Origin of the sequence: Ascidiimonas aurantiaca (genome assembly GCF_037646345.1) — a bacterium.
Taxonomy (GTDB): Bacteria; Bacteroidota; Bacteroidia; order Flavobacteriales; family Flavobacteriaceae; genus Ascidiimonas; species Ascidiimonas aurantiaca.
This window is the reverse complement of sequence record NZ_JBBEWR010000001.1, coordinates 440,679-465,270: the sequence shown is the minus strand read 5'-3', so window position 1 is coordinate 465,270 and position 24,592 is coordinate 440,679. Positions and strand designations below refer to the sequence as shown.

The window sequence follows — 24,592 nt, the reverse complement described above, 5'->3', positions numbered from 1 at the left end:
GGCCTTATGGTGCTTGTTTTTATCACCTTCTTCGTGTCATGGCATCCAGAGAGTATTTTCCACCTCCCAGAAATGCGATAGATAAGAATACAAAGAAATAGATCAATGCCAGTTCTTTTTTAATGAACGGATCTGATGCGTGTACGATAAACGCAGCCACGGCCATGACAAGGGTAGTAGGTATGGCAGCCCATTTGGTCCTGAAACCAATAAGGATTAATATAGGAGTAATAAACTCTCCAATTACTGCAAGTGATAAGGATAAGGTACTGCTCATGCCCAGTACTTCAGGAAACTGAATTTCGTCTCCACTGGCAAGCTTGGTAAACTTGCCGTAACCATGAGTGATCATGAGCGCAGATGCACTTATACGGAGCACGGCCAAACCGAAATCATTGAGGGAACTTTTCATAATTTGATTTTGAATTAGTTGATTGAAATATAGTGAATTATTTATAACCCACTCTTATGGGACATGTAAAAAAATGTTGATATTTATGGATTAAGCATCGTTTGAAACCCGCACTATAACAAAAAAACAATAAAATGAAAAGTAAGACAGGTTGTACTAAAATTAAAATGGCAGATTACTAAGATCTACATTCCCTCCGGAAAGAATAATTCCTACCCGTCTATTTTTAAAGTCATAAGACTTTTGCAAAAGGGCTGCAAAGGCAACTGCACTGGAGGGTTCTACCACAATTTTCATGCGTTCGTATATTAATTTCATGGCATTTTTAATTTCTGGCTCATTCACGCGTATTATTTGCTCTACATATTTTTGAATGACCGGAAAGTTTTGATCTCCCAATTCGGTTTTGAGTCCGTCGGCAATAGTGTTTACTGTAGTATTGGATTCTATTTTTCCACTTTTGAGGGAGCGATAGGCATCGTCTGCTTCTAAAGGTTCGCCGGCAATAGTACCACACCCATTACCAAAAAAATGAGTAGCCAGTGCCGTGCCGGCAAGGAGTCCGCCGCCACCTACGGGCGTAATGATATACTCAAGATCGGGATACTCTTCCAAGAGTTCCTGAGCGGCAGTACTCTGGCCCAGTATCACATTTCTATCATTGGAAGGATGTATAAAAGTAGCATTTTTATTGTCAACAATACGTTTTGCGGTTTGTTCTCTGTCCTGTAGTGTGGGAGGACATAAAATAATAGTGCCGCCATAATCGGCAACGGCTGCCTTTTTGGCTTCAGGGGCATTTTCAGGCATTACGATATAAGCTGAAATACCCAGGGATCTGGCAGCCAGGGAAAGTGCCTGCGCAAAATTTCCTGAAGAATGAGTAACCACTCCGCTTTTTCTTACGTTTTCGGGTAATTGAAGAATAGCATTAACAGCTCCACGCATTTTAAAAGCTCCCATGCGCTGAAAGTTTTCACACTTAAAGAAAACTTCGGCACCACTTAAACGGTTGAGAAGGGTAGAGGTTAATACCGGGGTGTGATGTACATACGGGCGCACCCTTATCAATGCCTCAATGAGTTCTTCTTTACGGTATGCCTGCATTTTTTAATACAATGAAGGGTACTTGACAGGATCAGCTTCATGCATGATGGTATATACTTTTTCAAAAATATCTCCCTCATTGGGTTTTGAGAAGTAATCTCCATCTGTACCGTATGCCGGCCTGTGGGGTCGGGCACTTAATGTTTGCGGCGCACTGTCCAGATATTTGTATGCCCCCTGATTCTCAATTATTTCCTGTAGCAAATAGGCAGAGGCCCCACCAGGCATGTCTTCATCTATTACCAGGAGACGGTTGGTTTTACGAATACTTTTTACGACATCATGATTCAGATCGAAAGGCAACAAGGACTGGCAGTCTATCACTTCTGCATCAATACCTACTTCCTGTAACTCGGTAGCTACTTTTTGTACTATACGCAGGGTAGATCCGTAGGAAACCAGGGTAATATCTTTTCCTTCTTTTACAGTTTCTACAACACCTATAGGGGTTCTAAGATCGTTGAGGTTTACAGGTAGCTTTTCTTTCAGTCGGTACCCGTTAAGACATTCAATGATCAATGCGGGTTCATCACTTTCCATAAGGGTATTGTAAAAACCTGCGGCTTTGGTCATATTTCTGGGTACCAGGATGTACATCCCCCTGAGTAAATGTATAAGAGCCCCCATTTGTGAACCGCTGTGCCAGATCCCTTCGAGACGATGCCCTCTGGTTCTGACAATTACGGGTGCTTTCTGCGTTCCTCTGGTTCTGTACAGCAGGGTGGCCAGATCATCACTCATAATTTGTAATGCATACAGCACATAGTCTAGATACTGTATTTCTGCAATAGGACGGAGCCCTCTCATGGCGAGCCCGATACCCTGCCCCAGAATGGTGGCTTCCCTTATACCTGTATCAGCCACTCTTAGGGGGCCATATTTTTCCTGAAGTCCTTCCAGTCCCTGGTTTACATCGCCAATATGCCCGCTGTCTTCACCAAAAATAAGCGCCTGGGGATAGGTGTCAAACAGTTTATCAAAATTATCCCTTAATACAATACGGCCATCTACTTCGGGGCTTTCGCTATCATATTGAGGTACTACCTCTGCTATGGTAGTAGCGCCTGTTCCTGTTTCATTATACAAGTGAGAGCTGTATTGAGGCTGTGTTTTTTTGTAAAAGGCATCAATCCAGTTCAGGAGTGCCTCTTTTTCAGGAGAATTCTCATTAACTACATATCGTAAGGCCTTACGGGCACTAAAAAGTACATCGCGTTTGGAAGGGTCATCAACGGCAATTAGGTCATTTCTAAGCTTATTGATAAAGGCTTTATTACTGCTTTTGGCACCTAAGGCTTCCAGAAGGTATAGTACCTCTTCTTTGTGTTTTTTTATGGGAGCCAGAAAAGAGGCCCAGGCTTCTTTTTTGGCTTCCCGTACTTCTTTTTTAATTTGTTTTTCAAGTTCGATAAGTTCTTCGGGAGTGGCAAGACCATTGGTTACCATCCACTCTCTCATCTTAAGGTTGCAATCGTATTCTTTTTCCCATTGCAGCCTTTCTTCTGATTTGTATCTTTCATGAGAACCGGATGTAGAATGTCCCTGGGGTTGCGTAAGCTCTACTACATGCAATAAAACCGGTACATGCTCTTTTCGTGCTATTTTGCTTGCAGTTTCATAGGCTTCTACCAATGCCGGATAGTCCCAGCCATTTACTACAATTATTTCATATCCATCAGTATCCTCATCTCTTTGAAACCCCTTGAGTATCTCTGAAATATTCTCTTTGGTAGTCTGGTATTTTGCAGGTACTGATATGCCATACTCGTCATCCCATATACTTATCACCATAGGCACCTGTAGTACGCCGGCTGCATTGAATGTTTCAAAAAACAGACCTTCACTGGTACTGGCGTTCCCTATGGTACCCCAGGCTACTTCGTTCCCGTTTATCGAAAAACCTTCGGTTTGTATTCCTGGTACCTCCCGGTATATTTTAGAGGCCTGTGCCAATCCCAATAAGCGTGGCATCTGGCCAGCGGTGGGTGAAATATCGGAACTGCTGTTGGGTTGTGCGGTAAGGTCTTTCCAGCTACCGTCTTCATTCAAACTGTGTGTCAGGAAATGCCCTCCCATCTGTCTTCCGGCAGACATAGGGTCTGCCTCCAGATCAGTATGGGCGTATAAGCCTGCAAAAAAGTGACGGGGCTCAAGGGCGCCTATAGCCATCATGAACGTTTGATCTCTGTAATAACCGCTTCTAAAATCTCCATTTCTAAAGGCCTTGGCCATTGCTAACTGAGGTACTTCTTTCCCATCGCCAAATATTCCAAATTTGGCTTTTCCGGTAAGTACTTCCCGTCTGCCCAGCAAACTACATTCTCTGCTGGTTACTGCAATACGATAGTCGTTTAGTACTTCTTTCCTGAAATCATCAAATGAAATATCTTTTTGTACTTTAGAATTAACGTCCATATTTTTTAATTGAGATGGTTGCAAAAATAGCGAAAACAATCGGTTTTCACAATCTGATAAGCGTTTTAAGAATGTGAGATTCACAACAAACCATCCGTTTTTTTGTTAAAAATCTATTTTACATAAAAAAACCTCCAATTCGTTGAATTATTCCTAATAAACTAAAACGAGACAGGGGAAAAAGTTGTTCTTTTTAAAACCATTTGCGGGTAAAAAGCCCTAATAGCGTGCGAGGACTGAGGGTAATGAGGAAGCGTATTCGCTGATCGTACCTTTCCTGCCCAATTTCCCAGCCATTACTGGAATGAATAGGGAAATACAGTTCAAAATAATCGGTTACCAGGTTTAAACGAATCCCTGAATCATGTACAAAACGGGCCGGGCGACGACTGTCTTTTATAAAACCAACATCGCCATAGATCTCTATCCACCGCCAAATATTGAAGCTGGCGTTGGAAGTGATCATCCAGCGATCTGAAAACGGATCTTCGAGTTTTGACTTAAAACCTCCTTCTGCAATGATGATCTGCTGACTGAAGATACCGGTATCTTCTGAACGGCCCAGATACCCCAGGTCAAAAAGATAATCGGTAGGGCGGTCAAGCGCAAAACTAAAAAAATCGGAATTGGTATTATTAAAAATAAACTTACCGGCAAATAATCGCAGGTTAAGCTGGCGATTGCTGGTATAGAGCTTTCTGTATTCTACATTAAAACCGATTTTGGAAAAGTTTCGCGCCAATTGGAAATCGGCAAACCAGGAGAGGTAATCTACGATCCCGTTATCAGAATAGGTATAGCGGGCATTGAAAATACTGTAATCAGGATCGGTTTCCACATCTGTGGACCGGCTTCTTAATACGTTTACATACCTGAAGGTGAGAAACTCTCTTTCATTCGAAATAAAATCGGGATTTCTAAAACCAAAGGTAACGGAGGGGGTTATGGTCATAAAGCGGGAACCGGGCGCAAAATGAAAGGTAGAACCCCTCAGGGAATAATTCACAAGATACATATTTTTACGGTCCACATAATTGCGGAAGGCAAATACCCCTGAACCTACAATGGTTTGTTCTCCAGTGGACCATGAGGGCTGCAAATCATAAATAAAAGGGCGATCCAGAAGTGTTTTGCTGTGTACCCGCATACCGGCTACTAGCTCATCATATACATTAAAGGTAAAAACCGGTACATAGAAAATCTGATTGGTAAATGGGTTTTCGGCATCTTTGAGCAGCTTAAAGTCTAATTTTTTGTTACCAAAAAAAGAACCTTCCACAGATTTCCAGTTATTACGCTGGTTAAATTCCGGGATGACTTTGTTATAATTCAACACCAGTTTATCGGCACTGTCTCTGGCAATACGAAAGGTTTTTTCTGTTTTGATATTATTTACCCAGTATTTGGAAACTACGCTATCGTTACGTATGCCATACAGGGAAACCGGCACATTGGTGCCTCGTTTATTTCGAATGGTAACCAATAGTGAATCATTAGCGCTTTTTTCTATGTTTTTAATCTTGAAATCTATCTTTTTTCGGGTGCCTACATAATCATCAAAAAACCAGTCTATTTCTTTGGGATTGTCTTCACGAAGGTATTTCTTGAATATAGAAGCATTTATATCTTTTAACTGTTGTTCTCTGTAGAATTTTTTTATTCTGGGTTCCACATATTCGGTTTCCATATAATCATTAAGATATACCATGCCCAGGCCGGCCTTGTATTTATTGGCAATTTTTTCATTGAATTTGATTAATGAATCTTTGGGAGTAGCCAGCGCCTGATCCAGATTTTTACGCTGCATAAGCATAAAAAGAAATGGATATTGATCATTAAAATCCATTTTTGCCAGTTGAAACCTTTTGATAAGAAAGAAATTGGATACTTTTCCCAAAAGTTTCATATCGGGATAAAATTCATCTACATATTTGATCATGAAATAGGTCTGAATGGCATCAAGCACCCATCTTTCTCCCCGGGGGTCCACATAAATGGTATTCTCCAACCAGTTGTTAAGGGTAGTTTTAAGTACTTTGAGTTCATATTGAAACTCTTCAGGAAAGGGTCTTATAAAAGAAGGCAACTGGTTTAAACCGTACAGCGGATTTTTCTTGTATTCGGTTTCGCTTACAATAAGGCTATTATGAGGATACGTCCCCAGGTTTTCTGCAATAAAATTAACTACTTTGTCAATTGAAACGGCTTTTTGAATATCGTTAAGGTTTCTGGACTGCAGGTTGGTAATAAGTGTTAAATGGTCGTTTTGATAATTTGAAAAGCTTCGTATCTTTTCGAGATACAGCCGCACGTCGGTGCGGTTTTTTCCATGCAACAGGATCTGTTTAAACCCCTGAAAGCGGTTTTCCTGAACAATGTCAAGATCTGTGGTAAGGGTATAGTTCTCGGGATAGTTAAACGTGATATCGTATTCGGAATTATAGGTGTACAGATCGCTAAGGTCCATATCGCTGTACAATTTCCAGCCGTCTTCAAGATGTACGGCAGGTGACAGGTACCAGTATCGCAATCGAAACTCACCCGCCCCTGTAATACCGTATTTGGTAAAATTACTACTGGGGAGCTTTATGGTATAAGAGAGCCGCAAACGGTAGTTTTCACCGGGCTTTACGGGCGTATTAAGCGGTATTCTCAGAAGGTCCCCTTCTTCAAAGCGCCGCCATTCCAGAAATTTATAGTCATTATCTGTAATAGAGATGATCTTGGTATAGCCCCGTTGTTCATCTTTGGCAAGGTGAAGGCTCCTGTTAAATTCTTCGGCAAATCTTTTGGCTAATGCTGTTTGTTTGTCTGAATAGGCATTGTTCCAGTCTGAAAGATAAAGCGTGTATAAAGTCTGCCCTGTCTGGTTGTAAAAAATGATTTCTTGTTGAATATTGATAATTCCTTCTTCATCGTGGAGGGTAGCGGTAATGGTACTACGGTTTTGTGCCATAACACTCCCGGCAAAAAGCAGGATACACAACATACGTCCATATGTAATAAGGGCACGAATCACTGCTTTACACCATAATTTATCGGGAAATTCATCATTGCAAAAATATTGTCGGGGTGTATTTCATAAGTGCATTTTCACTGTAAGAAAAATCATAGCTGTTTCACGCGTTGAATATAATCATGTTACTGATTCTTTCCAGTTTAATATATGTTAAAAATTAGGACTGAGGTTGTATTTTTTGTAGAAACTGTCAAGTATCTCGATCACCTCTTCTTCGGTATCGACAATTCTGAAAAGTTCCATATCGGCAGCGCTTATGTTTTGGTATTTATCGAGTAAGACTTTTTTTACCCAGTCAAAAAGACCTCCCCAGAAATCAGTTCCCACTAATATAATGGGAAACTTTCCTATTTTTTTGGTTTGAATAAGTGTAATAGCTTCAAAAAGCTCATCTAAAGTACCAAAACCTCCTGGCATTACCACAAACCCCTGTGAGTATTTCACAAACATTACTTTTCGAACAAAAAAGTAATCGAAATTGAGGTTTTTATCGCTGTCAATATAGGGGTTGTCGTGTTGTTCAAAAGGCAGGTCAATATTTAACCCTACAGAGGTACCTCCACCGAGGTGGGCTCCCTTGTTCCCTGCTTCCATGACCCCCGGGCCGCCGCCTGTTATAATACCGTAGCCGGCTTCTACAATTCGTTTGGCAACTCTTTCGGCCAGGTCGTAATAAAGGTCTCCGGGACGGGTACGGGCAGAGCCAAAAATAGAAACACAGGGACCAATACGGCTCATTTTCTCAAATCCGTTCACAAATTCTCCCATGATCTTGAAAATGGCCCAGGAATCATTGGTCTTAATTTCATTCCACCCTTTTGAATGCTGTTCTTTTCTCATTTGCCGTATGAAATTAATAAAAGGTTTTTGCTAATGTAATTCTTTTTTAAGAAAATGGGCTGTATAACTTTCTGTATGTCTGGCTACCTGTTCCGGTGTTCCGGTAGTTATGACCTGTCCGCCTCCCTTACCGCCTTCAAAGCCAATATCAATGATATGATCTGCCATTTTTATCACATCGAGGTTGTGTTCTATGATCAATACGGTATTGCCTTTATCTACCAGTCGGTTCAATACTTCCATAAGTACTCTGATATCTTCAAAGTGAAGACCGGTGGTAGGCTCATCTAAGATATAGAAAGTATTACCGGTATCTTTTTTGGATAATTCGGTTGCCAGTTTAATGCGCTGGGCCTCCCCTCCGGAGAGGGTGGTACTTTGCTGCCCAAGTGAAATATATCCCAGACCTACGTCCTGAATAGTCTTTAATTTTCGGTATATTTTGGGTATATGCTCAAAAAAGGTGACGGCTTCGTTAATGGTCATGCTCAATACATCTGCAATGGATTTCCCTTTGTAGCGTATCTCGAGGGTTTCCCGGTTAAACCGTTTTCCCTGGCAGGTTTCACATTCTACATATACATCGGGTAAAAAGTTCATTTCAATTAGGCGAAGCCCGGCCCCTTCACAGGTTTCACATCGGCCACCTTTTACATTAAAACTGAATCTTCCCGGTTTATAGCCCCGTATCATGGCTTCGGGGGTTTGTGTAAAGAGCGATCGTATTTCGCTAAAAACACCTGTATAAGTGGCAGGATTGGACCTGGGGGTACGGCCAATAGGAGACTGATTAATATCGATCACCTTGTCAACATGCTTGAGTCCGCTAATGCTTTTGTAAGGCATGGGACGCTTAACGGCATTGAAAAAATGAGCATTGAGAATAGGGTAGAGGGTCTCATTGATAAGGGTAGATTTACCACTGCCGGACACTCCGGTAACGCCTATCATTTTCCCTAAGGGAAAAGTTACGTTTATGTTTTTAAGGTTATTGCCGGTACACCCTTTTAGGATCATGTTTTTTCCATTCCCTTTTCTGCGTTTTTCCGGTATCGGTATCTTTTTACTGCCATTAAGGTAAGCCGCTGTAAGTGTATGCAGTTTTTTCACCTGATCGGGTGTTCCTTCAGATATGATCTCCCCACCGTGTTTTCCTGCTCTGGGGCCAATATCAATTACATAATCGGCCTTTTCTATCATGTCTTTATCGTGTTCTACCACGATCACTGAGTTACCAATGTCCCGCAGGGAAGCCAGCGATTGTATAAGCCGCTCATTGTCGCGCTGATGTAGCCCTATACTGGGTTCATCCAGAATATAAAGTACGCCCACCAGTTGTGAACCTATTTGTGTAGCCAGCCGTATGCGTTGTGCCTCACCGCCGGAAAGTGATTTGGAACTGCGTCCTAACGACAGATAATCCAGCCCCACATCCAGCATAAAACCGAGCCTGGCATTGATCTCTTTCAGGATCTCTTCGGCAATGCGGAACTGCTTTTCTGATAGTTTCTCAGGAAGCGCCTGAAACCAGACAACCAGATCGGCAATATCCATGTTTGATAATTCGGCTATGTTTTTGTCATGAACTTTGAAATAAAGCGATTCTTTTCTAAGCCTGGATCCCTGGCAATGGTGACACGGATTTTTGTCCATAAAGCCTTTTGCCCAGCGTTTTATACTGGTGGATGTGCTTTCGTCAAACTGACTTTTAATGAATTTAACGATGCCTTCAAATTCTATTTTATAATCCCGGGTAACGCCCAGTGTTTTTGAAGGCACTGAAAATTTTTCATCACCTCCGTGTAAAATGATATGCAGGGCCTCTTCGGAGATCTTTTTTACAGGATCTGTAAGGCTAAACCCATAGCGTTCGCCTATTACTTCTATTTGTTTGAATGCCCATGACTTTTTGTATTCGCCCAGGGGTACGATGCCACCGTTTTTGATGGATATGGAAGGGTCGGGAATTACTTTATTGAGATTTACTTCGTGTACAATACCGAGTCCGCTACACTCGGGACACATTCCCTTAGGAGAATTAAAGGAGAATGTATTGGGTTCGGGATTGGGATATGAGATCCCGGAAGTAGGGCACATAAGGCTCCTGCTAAAATACCGCACCTCTCCACTGTCCTGATCAAGCACCATAAGCACATCGTCCCCGTGATACATAGCGGTAGTGATAGACTGCATGAGCCGTTTATCGTCTCCGGTAGTATCGGTAATAGCCAACCGGTCAATCACAATTTCTATATCATGGGTTTTATAGCGGTCCACTTTCATCCCTTTGGTAAGTTCTAACAACTCACCATCAACCCGTACTTTTACAAAACCCTGTTTGGAAATATGTTCAAAAAGCTCGCGGTAATGCCCTTTTCGGGACCGGATCACGGGAGCAAGGATATTGATCTTTTTTCCCTTAAAATCATTTATAATGAGTTGCAGGATCTGCTCATCGCTATAGCTTACCATTTTATCTCCGGTTTCATAGCTATATGCATCGGCAGCTCTTGCAAATAAAAGCCTTAAAAAATCATATACTTCGGTAATGGTGCCTACGGTAGAGCGCGGGGATTTGGAAGTTGTTTTTTGTTCTATGGCAATTACCGGGGAGAGCCCGTCTATTTTGTCCACATCGGGGCGTTCCAGTCCGCCGAGGAACTGCCGGGCATAGGCTGAAAATGTTTCTATATAGCGCCGTTGCCCCTCGGCATAAATAGTATCAAAAGCCAGGGACGATTTCCCACTGCCGGAAAGGCCCGTAATCACTACCAGTTTTTCGCGGGGTATGGATACATCAATGTTTTTGAGGTTGTGTACTCTGGCGCCTTTTACTTCAATGGTTTCTTCGTAATTGCTCATATATGCACAAAACCACAAAAGTACGGTTTTGCGCTATAAAAAGAAATTTCCTTTAGGTTGAATTTTAACAGAATAAGGGAGGTGTATGCGGTGCCCTTAATATACCTGAGTGCGGTAATAAAAGTATTATGAATGATCGGGTTTGTTATATGGTCTAAAACATGCAGTAAATAAGCTAAACAATATTTAGATTTTAGCTTAGTTCATTGCTGTAAGAAATATTTATGCGGAAAGCAATTCTCTACTTTCTTCAGTATCTCGTTGAGTTCACAATATATAATCTGCACTTTAGGCTCTCAAAGCATCAAGAAATTCTGTTTTGATCTCTCTTTCAACATCATTGATAATTGCAACTGCGTTTACTTGTTTGTGGCCAAATTGCTATTGACAAATGCTCCTAAAAAGGGTATGACGTATTTCGTTTTTATTTCTAAAACCTATACCCAATTCGCAAATGCAAATTCACGGTAACTTCATTTTGATCCCATAGTATCACATTATTTTCTTCAAAGTAGTGAACATACCCAATTCCAAAACCCGTTTCATAATTAAAATGATTGCCTATATTTCTTCGTATCCCCCAGGTGGGGATAATTGAAATGTCACTTATAAAATTTATATTATTCTCATTAGAGATCACAAACCAGTCTGGGTGATACGTAGTTTTTATGGATATGAAGTTTCCGCTATTTCCATCAACTCTTTTTGATCTCTTTTGTCTTTTATTCAGATTGTAATACCATCTTGGTTCGGCGGTTATAGCGGGTACTAATAAATACCCGTTAATGTCATTGACATCACTTCCAAAAATTCCGGTATCAAGTCCTAATTCCGTTCTTAAAGCAAATTGATTGGATAGTTTTAATTCATTGTGAATCCAGATCCCTAAAAATCCTGTCTGGATCCCAAAAATTGAATTTTCTACACTTACGTTTTGAGCTTTGGTTATAAAAGTGAGTGAGCAAATGATTAAGGTAATGAACGTTTTTCTCATTTAGTTTGATCTTTTTTTACGTTAGTGGATTTCCAGGTTTTTGGTCAAAATGTTGTATAATTTGTTAATATATCTTTTTAGTATCTATATTTTTCTTTTAAATATTTTTTGTGAGTACATCAAAAAATGGATACACTCTAACATAACGGCTACCTGTCAATAAAAAGAAATACAAAGGTTTGGCTACATACAAAATTTACAGCGGGAACACGTTTTTATTTTCAGGGAAAATAGGATTACAGGAATTTTACTTTTTCACACGGTACACTATGCGTTGTTTTGTAAAAATAGTATTTTTAGCTTCCAAAAACAGAAACTATATATGAAACTACTTGGTATAGGCTCTCGAATACAGCATCCGGAATACGGAGCTGGTGTGGTAACCAATGTAACCTCTATTCATTACTGGGTCACTTTTATGGAAAACGGGCTGGAAACTATTGATATAGACAGCGAATTTGAGGTTATTGAGGCGGTAGAAAATGAAGTAGATACGGTAAGTTTTTACGAAATTGAAAAAAGCCTCAGGCAGATACTCAAAAAATGGAGCGATGTGAGTGAGATCGTACCCATTGCAGATAAATTTAAAGGCGGGAAACTTATTCTGGAACCCGCCAATACCGACCTTAAGAGCCAGGAGATCCCCATAGACACATTTTTTAATAAAATTATAATGGTACGGGACCGGCTAAGGGTAATGGAGCAAAAAATTAATTCAAGTAACCTTACCAACCAGGAAAAGATCGATTTACAGCAGTACATCACCCGCAGTTATGGAAGTTTAACCAGCTTCAACGTCCTTTTTAAAAACAAATCGGATGTTTTTGTAGGCACAGGCAGCAAATGATCAAAGTGCTGTATATATTGCAGCAGCCATTTTGTGTGCAGCTTCGGGATGAAGCCTGAACCATAGTTCCGGTTCAATAAGCTCTAATTCTGAAACGGCCAGTCTTCCTTCGTTATCGGTAAATATATCTACCCGTGCATACATAGGTGGTTCTGGGCAATGTGTAACGGCCGTTAGGGCAAATGCTATTTCTTTTTGAGATGCTTTGTACAAAGCAACAGTACCTCCAAAATCGTCCTGCACCCTAAAATCTCCTTTTTTGGCCTTTTTAAGTACGGCATGGGTATATTCCCCATTAAAGATCATAAGGGACATCTCTCCCTGTTCTACTATGTTTTTCTGAAAGGGTTGCAACATCATAGATTCCTGAGAGATCAACTCTGAAAATACTTTTTCATAGCTTTGAACATTCTCGGGAGTAACCCGATAGGTATGTCTTGCCGAACCGGATACACAAGGCTTTAATATGGCATCATACCAACCGGTATTTTTAATATGGGCACTAAGGTCACCCTGTGTTCCTTTTTTAAGAAACAGGGTAGCAGGGGTATGGGTACCTTTGGTTGAAAGGTCGTTTAAATAGTGTTTATCCTGGTTCCAGCGGATGAGTTTTTCTGAATTAAAAAGAGTGGTCTCTGTACTAATGCGGTCGAGCCATTTTGAAAATTCATCAAAACGGTCAAAATAATCCCACGTAGTTCGAAAAAGTACTGATGCGGCAGAGGACCAGTCGAATGCAGGATCGTCCCATGAAAGACGTTTCACTTTGAGCCCCCGTTTTTTTAAAGCATCGGTTACCAGTTGGTCTTCCAGCAGGATATTTTTTTCATAGGCCCCCGGTTGTGCAGGATTTACATAACGGCGATCTGTTAAAACAATTACATCGTATTCTTTTGACATTTAACTATTTTTTTAAAAACCAATGGCCCTGTCATCACCTCGGGGGTCTGCACCGCCTTCCAGTATGCCGTCAGGCCATACCAGAATGGCATCTACCTTTCCCATAATAGGGCTGTTATCTTCATTTATAAGGTACCCCTTCTGCCGTAAGCTGTCTAACAACAGTGGTGAAAATCCTTTGGGTTCAAAAGTTACTACATCGGGCATCCATTGGTGGTGAAACCTGGGGGCCGCTACGGCTTCCTGCATACTCATATCAAATTCATATACGTTGAGTATGGTTTGTAAAACTGATGTGATAATGGTAGAACCTCCGGGGGTACCCAGTACCATCCATAAATTATCATCCTTTTCCACTATGGTGGGTGTCATAGAGCTCAGCATGCGTTTCCCGGGAGCAATGCTGTTAGCTTCGGCCCCTATAAGGCCAAACATATTGGGAACTCCGGGTTTGGCACTAAAATCATCCATTTCATTGTTAAAGAAAAAACCGAGCTTATCACTGTACAGTTTAGATCCGTAAGCGCCATTAAGGGTGGTGGTCACTGCTACCGCGTTGCCATAACTATCTACAATAGAGTAATGAGTGGTTTCATTACTCTCCATAACTTCCACCTCTCCATGACCCACTTTTGAAGAAGGGGTAGCGCTCTCAAAACTAAAATCAGACATCCTTGCACTGAGATATTCGTTAGAAATAAGCTGTTCCTGAGGAATACTTACAAAATCAGGATCGCCCAGAAAGTAATTACGGTCGGCATAGGCTCTTCGCTCTGCTTCGGTAATTACCTGTATGGTTTTGGTGGTATTGTGTCTGAGTTTTTTAAGGTTATAAGGTTCTATCATTCCCATGATCTGTGCTAAGGTAACTCCTCCGCTCGAGGGCGGACTCATGGAAATAACTTTGATGTCTTTATAGGTAAACACAACCGGTGTACGCCACTTGGCTTCGTATTGGGCCAGATCTTCCACAGTAATATACCCGCCCTCTTGCTGTACAAATCGGGCAATTTCCTGTGCGGTTTCTCCTTTGTAAAACTCATCTCTGCCATTTTCCTGAATACGTTTCAGGGTATTGGCCAATGCAATGTGTTTTATGGTGTCACCCTCTTTGAACGGAAATGCAAAAAGGGTACTGTCTCCATTCACTTCTACTATAAGATCCCGGTAGTGTGCTATTCGTTTTTCCTGATTTTTAGTAACTACGGCACCTTTACGTGCCAGCTCTATTACAGGCTGTATAAGTTTTTCTATAGGAACGGTACCAAACTTGCGATGACACTCAAAAATACCGGCTACTGTACCCGGGACACCTACTGCGGTGGCCCCAATAACACTTTTACCGGGTATAACATTGCCCAGAGAATCCAGATACATATCTTTATGGGCCGCCAGAGGGGCTTTTTCTCTGTAATCAAGCCCTCCGGTTTGTCCGTCAGCCGTTCGGTACACCATAAAGCCTCCACCTCCCAGATTACCGGCAAAAGGAAATGTTACCACCAGTGCCAGCTCGGTCGCCACCATAGCATCAAAGGCATTTCCTCCGTTTTTCAGTACTTCAAGACCAATACGTGATGCTTCTTCACGTGCGGCCACTACCATAGCGTTTTGGGCAACTGTACCTGTAGGTGTGGCGGCTTTACGCTCCATACGGCAGGAAAGAAACAAAAGGAAACACAGAAGAAGGGGTCGCATTTTCATAAAAATTGTAGTTTTTGCTGTGAATACTGTATCAGTTCGGGAAAAAAGAGGTTAAATTCATCTTCAAACTCTTCGTAATACTCGTCAAGGTCTAAAACGGCATAATTTATTTTAGAAGGAAAACGGGTACGACGGTTCATTTGATGTAAAACTTTGGCAATTCCTTTCATGGAAGCATAGGCTACCAGCCAGTTATCACGTATCATAAAAGGTGCCAGATATTGTGTACGCTCCGGTAAAAGCGTCCAGTACCTGTTCAGTACATGGTAAAAGTTCTCTGCGTAATCCGGAAGTGGTAGGCCTGCATATACCTGCCAGTTTTTGGCAAGAAAATGGTCGTAAAAAATATCGATTACCACTGAACTGTAATGGCTGTACCCCATATGCAGTCTGCGGGTACTTTGGCGCACTATAGGGTGCGCATCAGTATAGGTGTCTATGGCACGGTGAAGTAAAATACCTTTTTGCATATTTTCAGGATATGTTTTATAGCGATTACCCCGTATGCCATCGGCAGCAAAATTGCCTATTCTCACCATATCATCTTCTCCGGAAAGGTAAATGTGCGCCAGAAAATTCATTGGCCCAATTTACAAATTAGAATGAAAATTATTCACGTTTTTTAAATTGTATATTTGCCTGTCTAAAAATGCAGTTATGACCCTAATAAAATCTATTTCAGGAATCAGAGGAACCATAGGTGGCAAGCCCGGAGAGAACCTTACGCCTATAGATGCTGTTAAGTTTGCAGCAGCTTATGGGATGTGGCTTAAAAACCATACTAAAAAAGACCGTCTTACAGTAGTTATAGGCCGAGATGCCAGGATTTCTGGTGAAATGATAGAAAAGCTGGTGATCTCTACGCTTTGCGGGCTCGGTATTGATGTGGTGAACCTGGGGCTATCTACTACGCCCACAGTAGAGGTTGCCGTTCCTCTTGAAAAAGCAGATGGTGGTATTATACTCACAGCCAGCCACAATCCCAAACAGTGGAACGCATTGAAATTACTGAATGAAAAAGGAGAGTTTCTGAGTGGTGATGACGGAAAAGAAATTTTAAGAATTGCCGAGGCCGAAGATTTTGTATTTGCAGAGGTAGATCATCTGGGACAGATAGTTGAAAATACGGCGTATATGGATATACATATAGATGAAGTATTACAGCTTCCTTTAGTAAATGTGGAAAAAGTAAAAAGTGCCGGTTTTAAAGTAGTGGTAGATGGCGTAAACTCATCAGGAGGGATAGTCATTCCCAAACTACTTAAAGAAATGGGAGTAGAAGTTGTGGAGTTGTATTGCGAGCCTAACGGACATTTTCCTCATAATCCGGAGCCTCTGAAAGAGCATTTAACCGATATATCTGAACTGGTAGTAAAAGAAAAGGCTGATTTGGGTATTGTAGTAGATCCCGATGTGGACCGTTTGGCGTTTATATGCGAAGACGGCGATATGTTTGGAGAAGAATATACCCTGGTAGCCTGTGCAGATTATGTACTTTCGAAAACCCCCGGGAATACGGTTTCTAATCTTTCATCTTCGCGAGCCCTGCGGGATGTTACCCGTTTTCATAACGGCCATTATGAGGCGAGTGCAGTAGGCGAGGTGAACGTGGTTGCCCTTATGAAAAAAAATAATGCGGTGATCGGTGGTGAAGGGAATGGAGGAATTATTTATCCTGAATCACATTATGGGCGCGATGCTTTAGTGGGTACGGCTTTGTTCCTTACTCATATGGCAGAAAGAGGACTATCGGCCAAAGCTTTACGAAATACATATCCTTCTTATTTTATGAGCAAAAAGAAAATAGCTCTTACTCCGGAACTGGATGTTGATGCTATTCTTTACAAAATGGAGGAACGCTATTCAGATCATGAAGTATCTACGGCAGATGGCGTAAAAATAGATCTTCCGGATAGCTGGATACATTTAAGAAAATCGAACACAGAACCCATTATTCGCATCTATACCGAAGCCAGCAGTCAGAAAGATGCAGACCAACTGGCTGATAAGGTAATTAAAGAGATCAAAGTGATAGCAGGTATCTAGGCTTTTTATGCTTCGGAAACAGTAGCTTCCGGTATAGGAGTTTTGTTACGGTGCTTAAAACGCTTATGGGTCCATAAATAATACTCGGGTTTTTCACGTATCTGGCCTTCGAGCATTTCTGTAAATTGATCGGTAATACCGTAATCGGGAATATCTCTGGGATGTTCTGTGATCGTTCTAAAGGTAGTTTCGTAAAATCCGCGTTTTACTTTTTGAATATCGAGAAAAACCACAGGGTAATCCAGTTCTTTTGCCAGGGTTTCGGCGCCGGTAAACACAGGTACTTTTACGCCCATAAAACTCCGCCAGTAAAGCGCTCTTTTCGAACTGGGAGATTGATCACTTGCCAGTCCATACATACAAAGATATCCCTTTTTATAGTGTTCGTGAATAGTTTTAATCGATCCTCGTCTAGCTATAAGTTTGGCTCCATGGCGTGTTCTTATTTTTTGTACCAGCTTATCAAAATATTTGTTAGCCAATGGCATATAAATTCCAAAACCCTGGTGTTTTATGTGATAGCCTAAAGACATCATCCATTCATAACTGGCATAATGTCCGCAAACCAGTATTACACTGCGGTTCTCATTTTCAAACTTTTTAATGATCTCAAGATTAGTAAAGGCAAACCGCCTTTGCATTTCTTCTTTTGAAAGACTTAGCGATTTGATCATTTCCAGAAAAAGGTCGCACATATGTGTGTAGAATTTTTTTTCAATGATATCTAATTCATCAGACGATTTATCAGGAAAAGACAACTCCAGATTTTGCCTCACTACTTTTTTACGATATCCCAAAACCCGGTAAACTAAAAAACACACCATATCAGACACCTTATAAAACAAGGAGAAAGGCAATACAGAAATGAACCATAATATGGGATATCCCAGTATATAAACAAGCAGTTGCATACAGTGAAAATTTGGGTAAATATAGCTATATTTGAATCGAAAGCGTATATAGTTTATGATGAATTTAAGTCTTGTTACCATTGTTATAATTACCGCCAATATATTGATCTCTATAAAAGGTTTTAACGACTTTTCGTTCTTTGAAAAATACAAGTTTCACATTGGCAGTATCAGGCGGGGGGAACAATTGCGTATGCTTACTTCGGGGTTTTTGCATGTAGATTTTACACATCTCTTTTTCAATATGCTTACATTGTATTTTTTTGCAGATGTTGTGATTTTCAATTTCGGCCAGCCTAAATTTCTTATTATTTATATTGTTAGTTTACTGGCGGGGAGTTTACTGGCTCTTTTTTTTCACAAAGATGAATATCATTACAGTGCAGTAGGTGCCAGTGGGGCGGTTACGGGTATTTTGTATTCGGCCATTCTCCTGCAACCCGGAATGAAGTTATTCCTGTTTTTTATTCCCATACCTATTCCCGCATATGTTTTTGGTATTGGCTATTTGTTATATTCTATTTACGGAATGAAAAAACGCTTTGGTAATATAGGGCATACAGCCCATTTTGGCGGAGCTGTTGGCGGATATGTGACCACCCTCATTTTTTTGCCTTCACTAATTACCAGAGAACCGTTTATGGTCGTGTTGTTAGCTATTCCCATTCTTATACTTTTTGTTCTTGAAAAAACCGGGAAAATTTAGTTTGGCATGGCTATTGGAACGAGATATTCAAAAACAATTATACAATGATGAAAAATGTAATTTTAATCTTAACTGTGCTAATCATGAGTATGAACAGCAATGCACAAACTTCGCCTTTACAAAATACGGTTTCGGTAACCGGAAAGGCGGTTGTAAAAGTAATTCCCGACGAAGTGGTAATTCAGGTTCGTGTTGAAAACATCGGGAAAAATGTAGCTGAGATCAAAAGCCTGAACGACCAGGCTATTAATGATATTCTGGCTTTTTGTAAAAAAATGAAAATTGACAAAAAGGATGTACTCACCGAACGTATTAATCTGAATAAGAATTATGACTACAACAAAAAAACGACCAATTATGTGGCTAATCAAACCTTAAGTATTCGTCTAAGAGACCTGGCAAAGTATGAACCGCTTATGTTAGGATTACTGGAAGCGGGGGTTAATCGTATTGACGGAGTACAGTTTAAAACTTCTAAAATGGAAGCATTAAAATCAGAAGCCAGAGTAAAAGCTATGAAAAATGCGAAATTTAAGGCTACTGAATATGCATCTGCAGTGAACCAGCAAATTGGAAAGGCCATTACAATAATGGAATCTGGCGTTTTACCTCAACCACCCATGCCTATGTACAAAATGGCAATGGCAGCCGATGAAAGCGCTGCAAACATGGGGAACATGGAAACTATTGCAGTAGGGGAGATCGAAATAAAAAGTACTGTATCGGTAGTATTTGAGTTAAAATAAACCTGATAAAAACATCCATTATAAAAAACGCATGGAGAACTCCATGCGTTTTTTATTAACACTAATTTTTATAATAACCTTCTATTAGGAGAGAGAATGCCATAGTGAGAAAGTGGGGAGAGCAGGATTCGAACCTGCGAAGGTAAAAACCAACAGATTTACAGTCTGTCCTCGTTGGCCGCTTGAGTATCTCCCCAACATTCGGTAACCGGGTCTTTAAATTTAAAACCGTGCAAATATAGGATTCCTGAATATCCCTTCAACAAAAAACACATAAAAATTTTATGCATTTTTTCTAATTATTTGTAAGGCAGGGCAATAAAAAAAACCGCCTCATTAACCAAATGAGACGGCTTCTTGAAATATGTATGTATCTTATTTGGTTTACTCACCCAGCATTTCAGCTACTTTGGCTTCAAGATCGGCACCTCTGAGGTCTCTGGCTACAATTTTACCGTCCTTATCAAGAATAAAAGTGGCGGGTATAGCACGAACATTGTACATACGGGCAATAGGGTCCTGCCAGTATTGTAAGTGGGACACGTGGTTCCAGGTGAGCCCGTCATCAGCGATGGCTTTTTTCCAGTCGTCTCCGCTTCTGTCCAGTGACACTCCTACAATAGAAAGTCCTTTTTCGTGATATTTGTTGTACATTTCTACCACTCTCGGGTTTTCTACTCTACAGGGCTTGCACCATGCGGCCCAAAAATCTATTATAGTTACTTTTCCTTTTACTTCATTAAGCGCCAGTGTTTCTCCTTCGGGGGTAGGCCCTTCAAAGTCAGGAGCTGTAGATCCTACAGATGTTTTGTTAAGCTGCGACAGTTGCTCTGAAATTTTCTTTCCTTTTACACTGTTTTTAAGCTCTTCTGTAAAGGCGTCAAACATTTTTTTTATTTCCTCAATGGGTGTAGCATTCATTAGCAGGAGACGCTCAAGAATGATAAGTGAAACAAAAGAATCGGGATTGTCTTTTATAAAGTTTTTTTCGTATTCACCGGCCTCGGTCATAAGTTCGGCATAGGTTTCACGTAACATATTTATGGTTACAGTATCTCCCGTTTTGGTAGCTTCGGTGAATTGTTCTCTCACCGCTGTAATTTTATTGCTTATTTTTCTGGATTCTACTATAAATCGATTAAAATCATCATTAGAAGGTGTTCCTTTCAGTACGGATTTGGATATACTATCTTTATAAGCAGTAACGGTAATGGTACCGGGTTCTGCTATATAGCCCAGATTTCCCTTAACACCTTCAATAAATATATAGTGCATTTCCGGCGCTTCAATAAAATTTTGTAAAACAAATGTTCCATCCATGACCTGAGTACTATCTACATCTACCGGAAGGTTCTCTTCATTCGCTTTTTTTACTAAAACCTTTTTACCATTTTCAATACCGTCAATCTTTACGGTTAACTTGTATTCATTTTCTTTTAAACGGTTACAACCGGTTATAACGGCTATAGCAAGTAAAGGGATAATAATTTTTTTCATTTCGGTTTAACTCTTTTTTATGGTTTGCAAAGTTAACTATTTGTGCCGGACAGCCATAAGGTTTTAACAAAACAAAAGGAGGCTTTGTAAAAGCCTCCTTTTTACTGATTTATAAACTGTTAGAATTGATATCGCAATCCAAGAGCAATATCAAAATCAAGGTCGTCGTTGTAATCGTTAAAACCTATTTCCGGTCTGAAATCAAGTGAAATAAGTAACGGTATATCGAAATTGTATTCAATACCAATATCTCCTGCCACAAAGGCAAAGAAATCACTGTCATCATCTCCCGGGAAATCATCGTCAAAATCAACACTTCCCAAACCACCACCGGCACCTACATACCAGTTGAAGTTACCATCCAACGGAAATACCCACTGGTAAAGACCTGTAAGACGAAAAGCATTAAAATCTTCATTATCCCTCCAGCCAAGACCAAACTCAAGTCGGTTGTTATCGGTTAACCCTCGCTGATACGATATTTCGGCTCCAAAACCGTCACTGTCACCTAGGCGCAGTCCTAATGCATTTTTCGAAATTTGCTGTGAATTTACAGCAAAAGCACAAAAAACAACAAATAACGTCGAAAAGAATAGTTTTTTCATAAAATCGATTGTTTATTATGTAATAACGTTCATCAGCAAATATAATTGCTATTTTTACAAAAAAGTCCAAAATGTCTTCAAAATTTTTATTCGATTCTCTTGAGAGAGAACTGAAAGGGGATCTTTTTACTGATACATTACACAAAGCACTGTATGCAACAGACGCCTCTGTGTATAGAAAAACACCGCAGGCGGTATGTTTTCCCAGGAATAAAAGCGACCTTATAAAAATTATTCATTTTGCAAACAAACACAGTTTGGGTATTATACCGCGAACTGCCGGTACATCGCTTGCAGGCCAATGTGTAGGAGAGGGGATAGTGGTAGATGTATCAAGATATTTTACCAAAATACTTGAGGTAGATACCCGGGAAAAAACAGTAACTGTAGAACCCGGAGTTATTCGTGATGAACTCAATCTTTACCTGGAACCCCATGGTCTTTTTTTTGGCCCTAATACTTCTACTTCTAACCGTTGTATGATAGGAGGGATGACGGGCAACAACTCCAGTGGAACTACCTCCATTCAATATGGTGTGACCCGCGATAAAGTACTGGAAATGGATGTATTGCTCAGCGATGGCTCAGAAGTGACTTTTAAAGAACTTACTTCTGAAGAATTCAATGGCAAAACTCAATTGGAAACACTGGAGGGTACTATCTACAGAAATATAGTATCGCTTCTGTCACCGGCAAAAGTACAAGCAGGTATTTTAGAAGAATATCCCAAACCGGAGATCCATCGCCGAAATACAGGATATGCCATAGACGAGCTCATAAAAATGGATCCCTTTACGGCAGGCGGGGTTCCTTTTAATATGTGCAAACTCCTTAGCGGTAGTGAAGGCACCCTGGCCTTTACTACTCGTATCAAATTGCAATTGGATATATTGCCACCTCCTTATAAAGTTATGATCGCAGCGCACTTTGAAAGTATTGAGAAGGCCTGTAAAGCAGTTGTGCCAAGTATGCAACACGACCTGGCTACCTGTGAGTTGATGGATAAAGTAATTCTGGACTGTACCAAAAATAATAAATCACAACAACCCAATCGTTTTTTTATAGAAGGTGATCCGCAAGGGGTACTTATGCTTGAACTTCATGATAAAGATGAAGAGATTTTAGAGCATCGCAGGCAGGCTTTGCTAAAAACACTGGAAGCTTCACAATTGTGTTATGCCATGCCTTCTCTGTACCGGGAAGATATAGGTAAAGCACTTGAGCTTCGAAAAGCAGGCCTGGGGTTGTTAGGGAATATGGTGGGTGATAAAAAGGCTGTAGCCTGTATAGAAGATACGGCAGTGGCTCTGGACGATCTGGCTCCCTACATTGAAGAGTTTACGGCACTTATGACCACCTACGGACAAAAAGCAGTGTACTATGCTCATGCCGGAGCCGGAGAATTGCATTTACGGCCTATTTTAGACCTTAAAAAAGAAAAAGATGTAAAACTTTTTAGAAAAATAACAGAAGATGTAGCCCGCCTGGTAAAAAAATATAAAGGCTCTTTAAGCGGAGAACATGGAGACGGGGTTGTAAGAGGGGAGTTTATAGAATTTATGGTTGGAAAGGAAAACTACCATATTCTCAAAGCCATAAAACAATGTTTTGACCCCAAGGGAATTTTCAACCCCGGAAAAATAGTAGATGCGTATCCTATGGACAAAGATCTGAGGTACAAAACGGAAAGAAAAGAGCCTGAGATCACTACTTTTTTTGATTTTTCTGATTCGGAGGGCATCTTAAGGGCTGCCGAGAAGTGCAACGGAAGCGGCGATTGTCGTAAAACCCACCTCTCTAAAGGAGCTATGTGCCCCAGTTATCATGCTACCAAGAACGAAAAAGACACCACCAGAGCCAGAGCGAATGCTCTTCGTGAGTTCTTGACCCAATCACAAAAACCCAATAAGTTTGACCATAAAGAACTAAAAGAAGTTTTTGACCTTTGCCTTAGCTGCAAAGCCTGTAGCAGTGAATGTCCAAGCAACGTAGATATCGCTACACTTAAAGCAGAGTTCTTATACCAGTACCAGCAGGCAAACGGCACACGTTTTAGAGATCGTGTTTTTGCCCATAACACCAAATTGAACGCCCTGGCGGCAAAAGTACCCGCATTGACCAACCGCGTGTACAAAACTCCCTTTCTCTCTGCAATTATTAAAAAAACACTGGGGGTACATCCGCAACGCAGTTTGCCTGAAGTTCATAAGGTTAACTTTGACCAGGTTCTAAACCAGTATAAAAATACATCCTCTTCTAAAAAAGAAGTCATTCTTTTTATTGATGAATTTACCCGGTATATGGATACACAAATTGGGGTAGATGCTATAGAGGTGTTGTGCAGGTTAGGTTATAAAGTATCTCTGTTTTATGGAGAAAGCGGACGTACCTTTTTATCGAAGGGTTTTTTAAAAGAAGCACACTTACTTGCCAATACCAATATCAAAGCCCTTAAAAAAGTAATGATTCCCGGCAAAGTGTTTCTGGGTCTGGAACCTTCTGCTATCTTGTCTTTTCGGGACGAATATGTGAGAATGGTTAACGATATCGATACCGCTCAGTATATTTCAAAAAACAGCTTTTTAATTGAAGAATTCCTGGCATCAGAAATTGAAAACGGCGCTATTACATCTCATGCCTTTACACAGGAAAAACGCACCATAAAAATACACGGACATTGCCATCAAAAAGCACTATCCAATCAGAAATGCACATTTACCATGCTCAATATTCCGGAAAACTATCGGGTAACTATTATACCTTCCGGCTGCTGCGGAATGGCCGGGTCTTTTGGTTATGAACAGGAACATTATGAAGTGAGTATGAAGGTGGGAGCTTTAACTTTATTCCCCGCAGTAAAGAATGCTGCCGAAAACACCATCATCGCGGCCAATGGTACCAGTTGCAGACATCAGGTGTTTGACGGTACGGGTAAGAAAGCGCATCATCCCATCTCTATTTTTAAAGAAGCCTTAAAGTAAACG

Annotated in this window: 18 protein-coding genes and 1 tRNA gene; 5 read left to right on the top strand and 14 right to left on the bottom strand. The window is 40.7% G+C overall.

Annotated features, from left to right (window positions below; genetic code table 11):
- Positions 1 to 22: 22 nt before the first annotated feature.
- The 7 genes from WAO84_RS02030 to WAO84_RS02000 all read right to left on the bottom strand — a co-directional run bounded on the left by WAO84_RS02030 (position 23) and on the right by WAO84_RS02000 (position 11,649).
- Positions 23 to 412 carry a DoxX family protein gene (locus tag WAO84_RS02030; RefSeq protein ID WP_340063353.1) on the bottom strand — a complete coding sequence of 130 codons (390 nt, stop codon included), beginning with the start codon at positions 410 to 412 and terminating at the stop codon, positions 23 to 25.
- A gap of 162 nt (positions 413 to 574) precedes the next feature.
- Positions 575 to 1,519 carry a pyridoxal-phosphate dependent enzyme gene (locus WAO84_RS02025; protein WP_340063352.1) on the bottom strand — a complete coding sequence of 315 codons (945 nt, stop codon included), beginning with the start codon at positions 1,517 to 1,519 and terminating at the stop codon, positions 575 to 577.
- A 3-nt stretch (positions 1,520 to 1,522) separates the two neighbouring features.
- Entirely contained in the window at positions 1,523 to 3,934 is a 2,412-nt protein-coding gene (locus WAO84_RS02020) for an alpha-ketoacid dehydrogenase subunit alpha/beta (RefSeq protein WP_340063351.1), read from the bottom strand.
- Between the two features lie 193 nt (positions 3,935 to 4,127).
- A complete protein-coding gene (locus WAO84_RS02015) occupies positions 4,128 to 6,923 on the bottom strand; it encodes a gluzincin family metallopeptidase (protein WP_340063350.1) in 2,796 nt (931 codons plus the stop codon).
- 180 nt (positions 6,924 to 7,103) lie between these two features.
- On the bottom strand, positions 7,104 to 7,793 hold the full coding sequence (locus WAO84_RS02010; protein ID WP_340063349.1) for an LOG family protein: 690 nt from the start codon (positions 7,791 to 7,793) through the stop codon (positions 7,104 to 7,106).
- Positions 7,794 to 7,823: 30 nt separating this feature from the next.
- Entirely contained in the window at positions 7,824 to 10,655 is a 2,832-nt protein-coding gene (gene uvrA / locus WAO84_RS02005) for an excinuclease ABC subunit UvrA (RefSeq protein ID WP_340063348.1), read from the bottom strand.
- Positions 10,656 to 11,085: 430 nt separating this feature from the next.
- Positions 11,086 to 11,649: a hypothetical protein gene (locus WAO84_RS02000; protein ID WP_340063347.1), complete on the bottom strand. Its 564-nt coding sequence runs from the start codon at positions 11,647 to 11,649 to the stop codon at positions 11,086 to 11,088.
- A 322-nt stretch (positions 11,650 to 11,971) separates the two neighbouring features.
- Here WAO84_RS02000 and WAO84_RS01995 point away from each other — a divergent pair, with 322 nt between their 5' ends.
- Complete coding sequence (locus tag WAO84_RS01995) at positions 11,972 to 12,496, top strand: hypothetical protein (RefSeq protein WP_340063346.1); 525 nt, start codon at positions 11,972 to 11,974, stop codon at positions 12,494 to 12,496.
- Here WAO84_RS01995 and WAO84_RS01990 read toward each other — a convergent pair whose 3' ends face one another.
- Genes WAO84_RS01990 through WAO84_RS01980 form a run of 3 tightly spaced genes read right to left on the bottom strand, consistent with a single transcriptional unit; the run spans position 12,497 to position 15,678 of the window.
- Complete coding sequence (locus WAO84_RS01990) at positions 12,497 to 13,396, bottom strand: ATP-grasp domain-containing protein (protein ID WP_340063345.1); 900 nt, start codon at positions 13,394 to 13,396, stop codon at positions 12,497 to 12,499.
- 12 nt (positions 13,397 to 13,408) lie between these two features.
- Positions 13,409 to 15,097: a gamma-glutamyltransferase gene (gene ggt / locus WAO84_RS01985; protein WP_340063344.1), complete on the bottom strand. Its 1,689-nt coding sequence runs from the start codon at positions 15,095 to 15,097 to the stop codon at positions 13,409 to 13,411.
- Positions 15,094 to 15,678, bottom strand: a complete 585-nt coding sequence (locus WAO84_RS01980; RefSeq protein ID WP_340063343.1) for an acyl carrier protein phosphodiesterase — start codon at positions 15,676 to 15,678, stop codon at positions 15,094 to 15,096. The genes ggt and WAO84_RS01980 overlap by 4 nt, the downstream gene beginning before the upstream one ends.
- Before the next feature lie 76 nt (positions 15,679 to 15,754).
- Here WAO84_RS01980 and glmM point away from each other — a divergent pair, with 76 nt between their 5' ends.
- Positions 15,755 to 17,143, top strand: a complete 1,389-nt coding sequence (gene glmM, locus WAO84_RS01975) for a phosphoglucosamine mutase (RefSeq protein WP_340063342.1) — start codon at positions 15,755 to 15,757, stop codon at positions 17,141 to 17,143.
- 5 nt (positions 17,144 to 17,148) lie between these two features.
- Here glmM and WAO84_RS01970 read toward each other — a convergent pair whose 3' ends face one another.
- Positions 17,149 to 18,054 (bottom strand): lysophospholipid acyltransferase family protein, encoded by a 906-nt coding sequence (locus tag WAO84_RS01970; RefSeq protein WP_340063341.1) that lies wholly within the window; start codon positions 18,052 to 18,054, stop codon positions 17,149 to 17,151.
- A gap of 58 nt (positions 18,055 to 18,112) precedes the next feature.
- Here WAO84_RS01970 and WAO84_RS01965 point away from each other — a divergent pair, with 58 nt between their 5' ends.
- Together WAO84_RS01965 and WAO84_RS01960 are read left to right on the top strand one after the other, a co-directional pair.
- Positions 18,113 to 18,760: a rhomboid family intramembrane serine protease gene (locus tag WAO84_RS01965; RefSeq protein WP_340063446.1), complete on the top strand. Its 648-nt coding sequence runs from the start codon at positions 18,113 to 18,115 to the stop codon at positions 18,758 to 18,760.
- Positions 18,761 to 18,804: 44 nt separating this feature from the next.
- Positions 18,805 to 19,506, top strand: a complete 702-nt coding sequence (locus WAO84_RS01960) for an SIMPL domain-containing protein (RefSeq protein WP_340063340.1) — start codon at positions 18,805 to 18,807, stop codon at positions 19,504 to 19,506.
- A gap of 113 nt (positions 19,507 to 19,619) precedes the next feature.
- Here the strand turns inward: WAO84_RS01960 and WAO84_RS01955 are convergent.
- The 3 genes from WAO84_RS01955 to WAO84_RS01945 form a co-directional block, all read right to left on the bottom strand.
- Positions 19,620 to 19,702: transfer RNA gene (locus WAO84_RS01955), tRNA-Tyr, on the bottom strand.
- A gap of 188 nt (positions 19,703 to 19,890) precedes the next feature.
- Complete coding sequence (locus WAO84_RS01950; RefSeq protein WP_340063339.1) at positions 19,891 to 21,003, bottom strand: redoxin domain-containing protein; 1,113 nt, start codon at positions 21,001 to 21,003, stop codon at positions 19,891 to 19,893.
- A gap of 119 nt (positions 21,004 to 21,122) precedes the next feature.
- Entirely contained in the window at positions 21,123 to 21,608 is a 486-nt protein-coding gene (locus WAO84_RS01945; protein WP_340063338.1) for an outer membrane beta-barrel protein, read from the bottom strand.
- Positions 21,609 to 21,679: 71 nt separating this feature from the next.
- Between WAO84_RS01945 and WAO84_RS01940 the strand changes: the two genes are divergently transcribed.
- A complete protein-coding gene (locus WAO84_RS01940; RefSeq protein ID WP_340063337.1) occupies positions 21,680 to 24,589 on the top strand; it encodes an FAD-binding and (Fe-S)-binding domain-containing protein in 2,910 nt (969 codons plus the stop codon).
- The last annotated feature ends 3 nt before the right edge of the window (positions 24,590 to 24,592 follow it).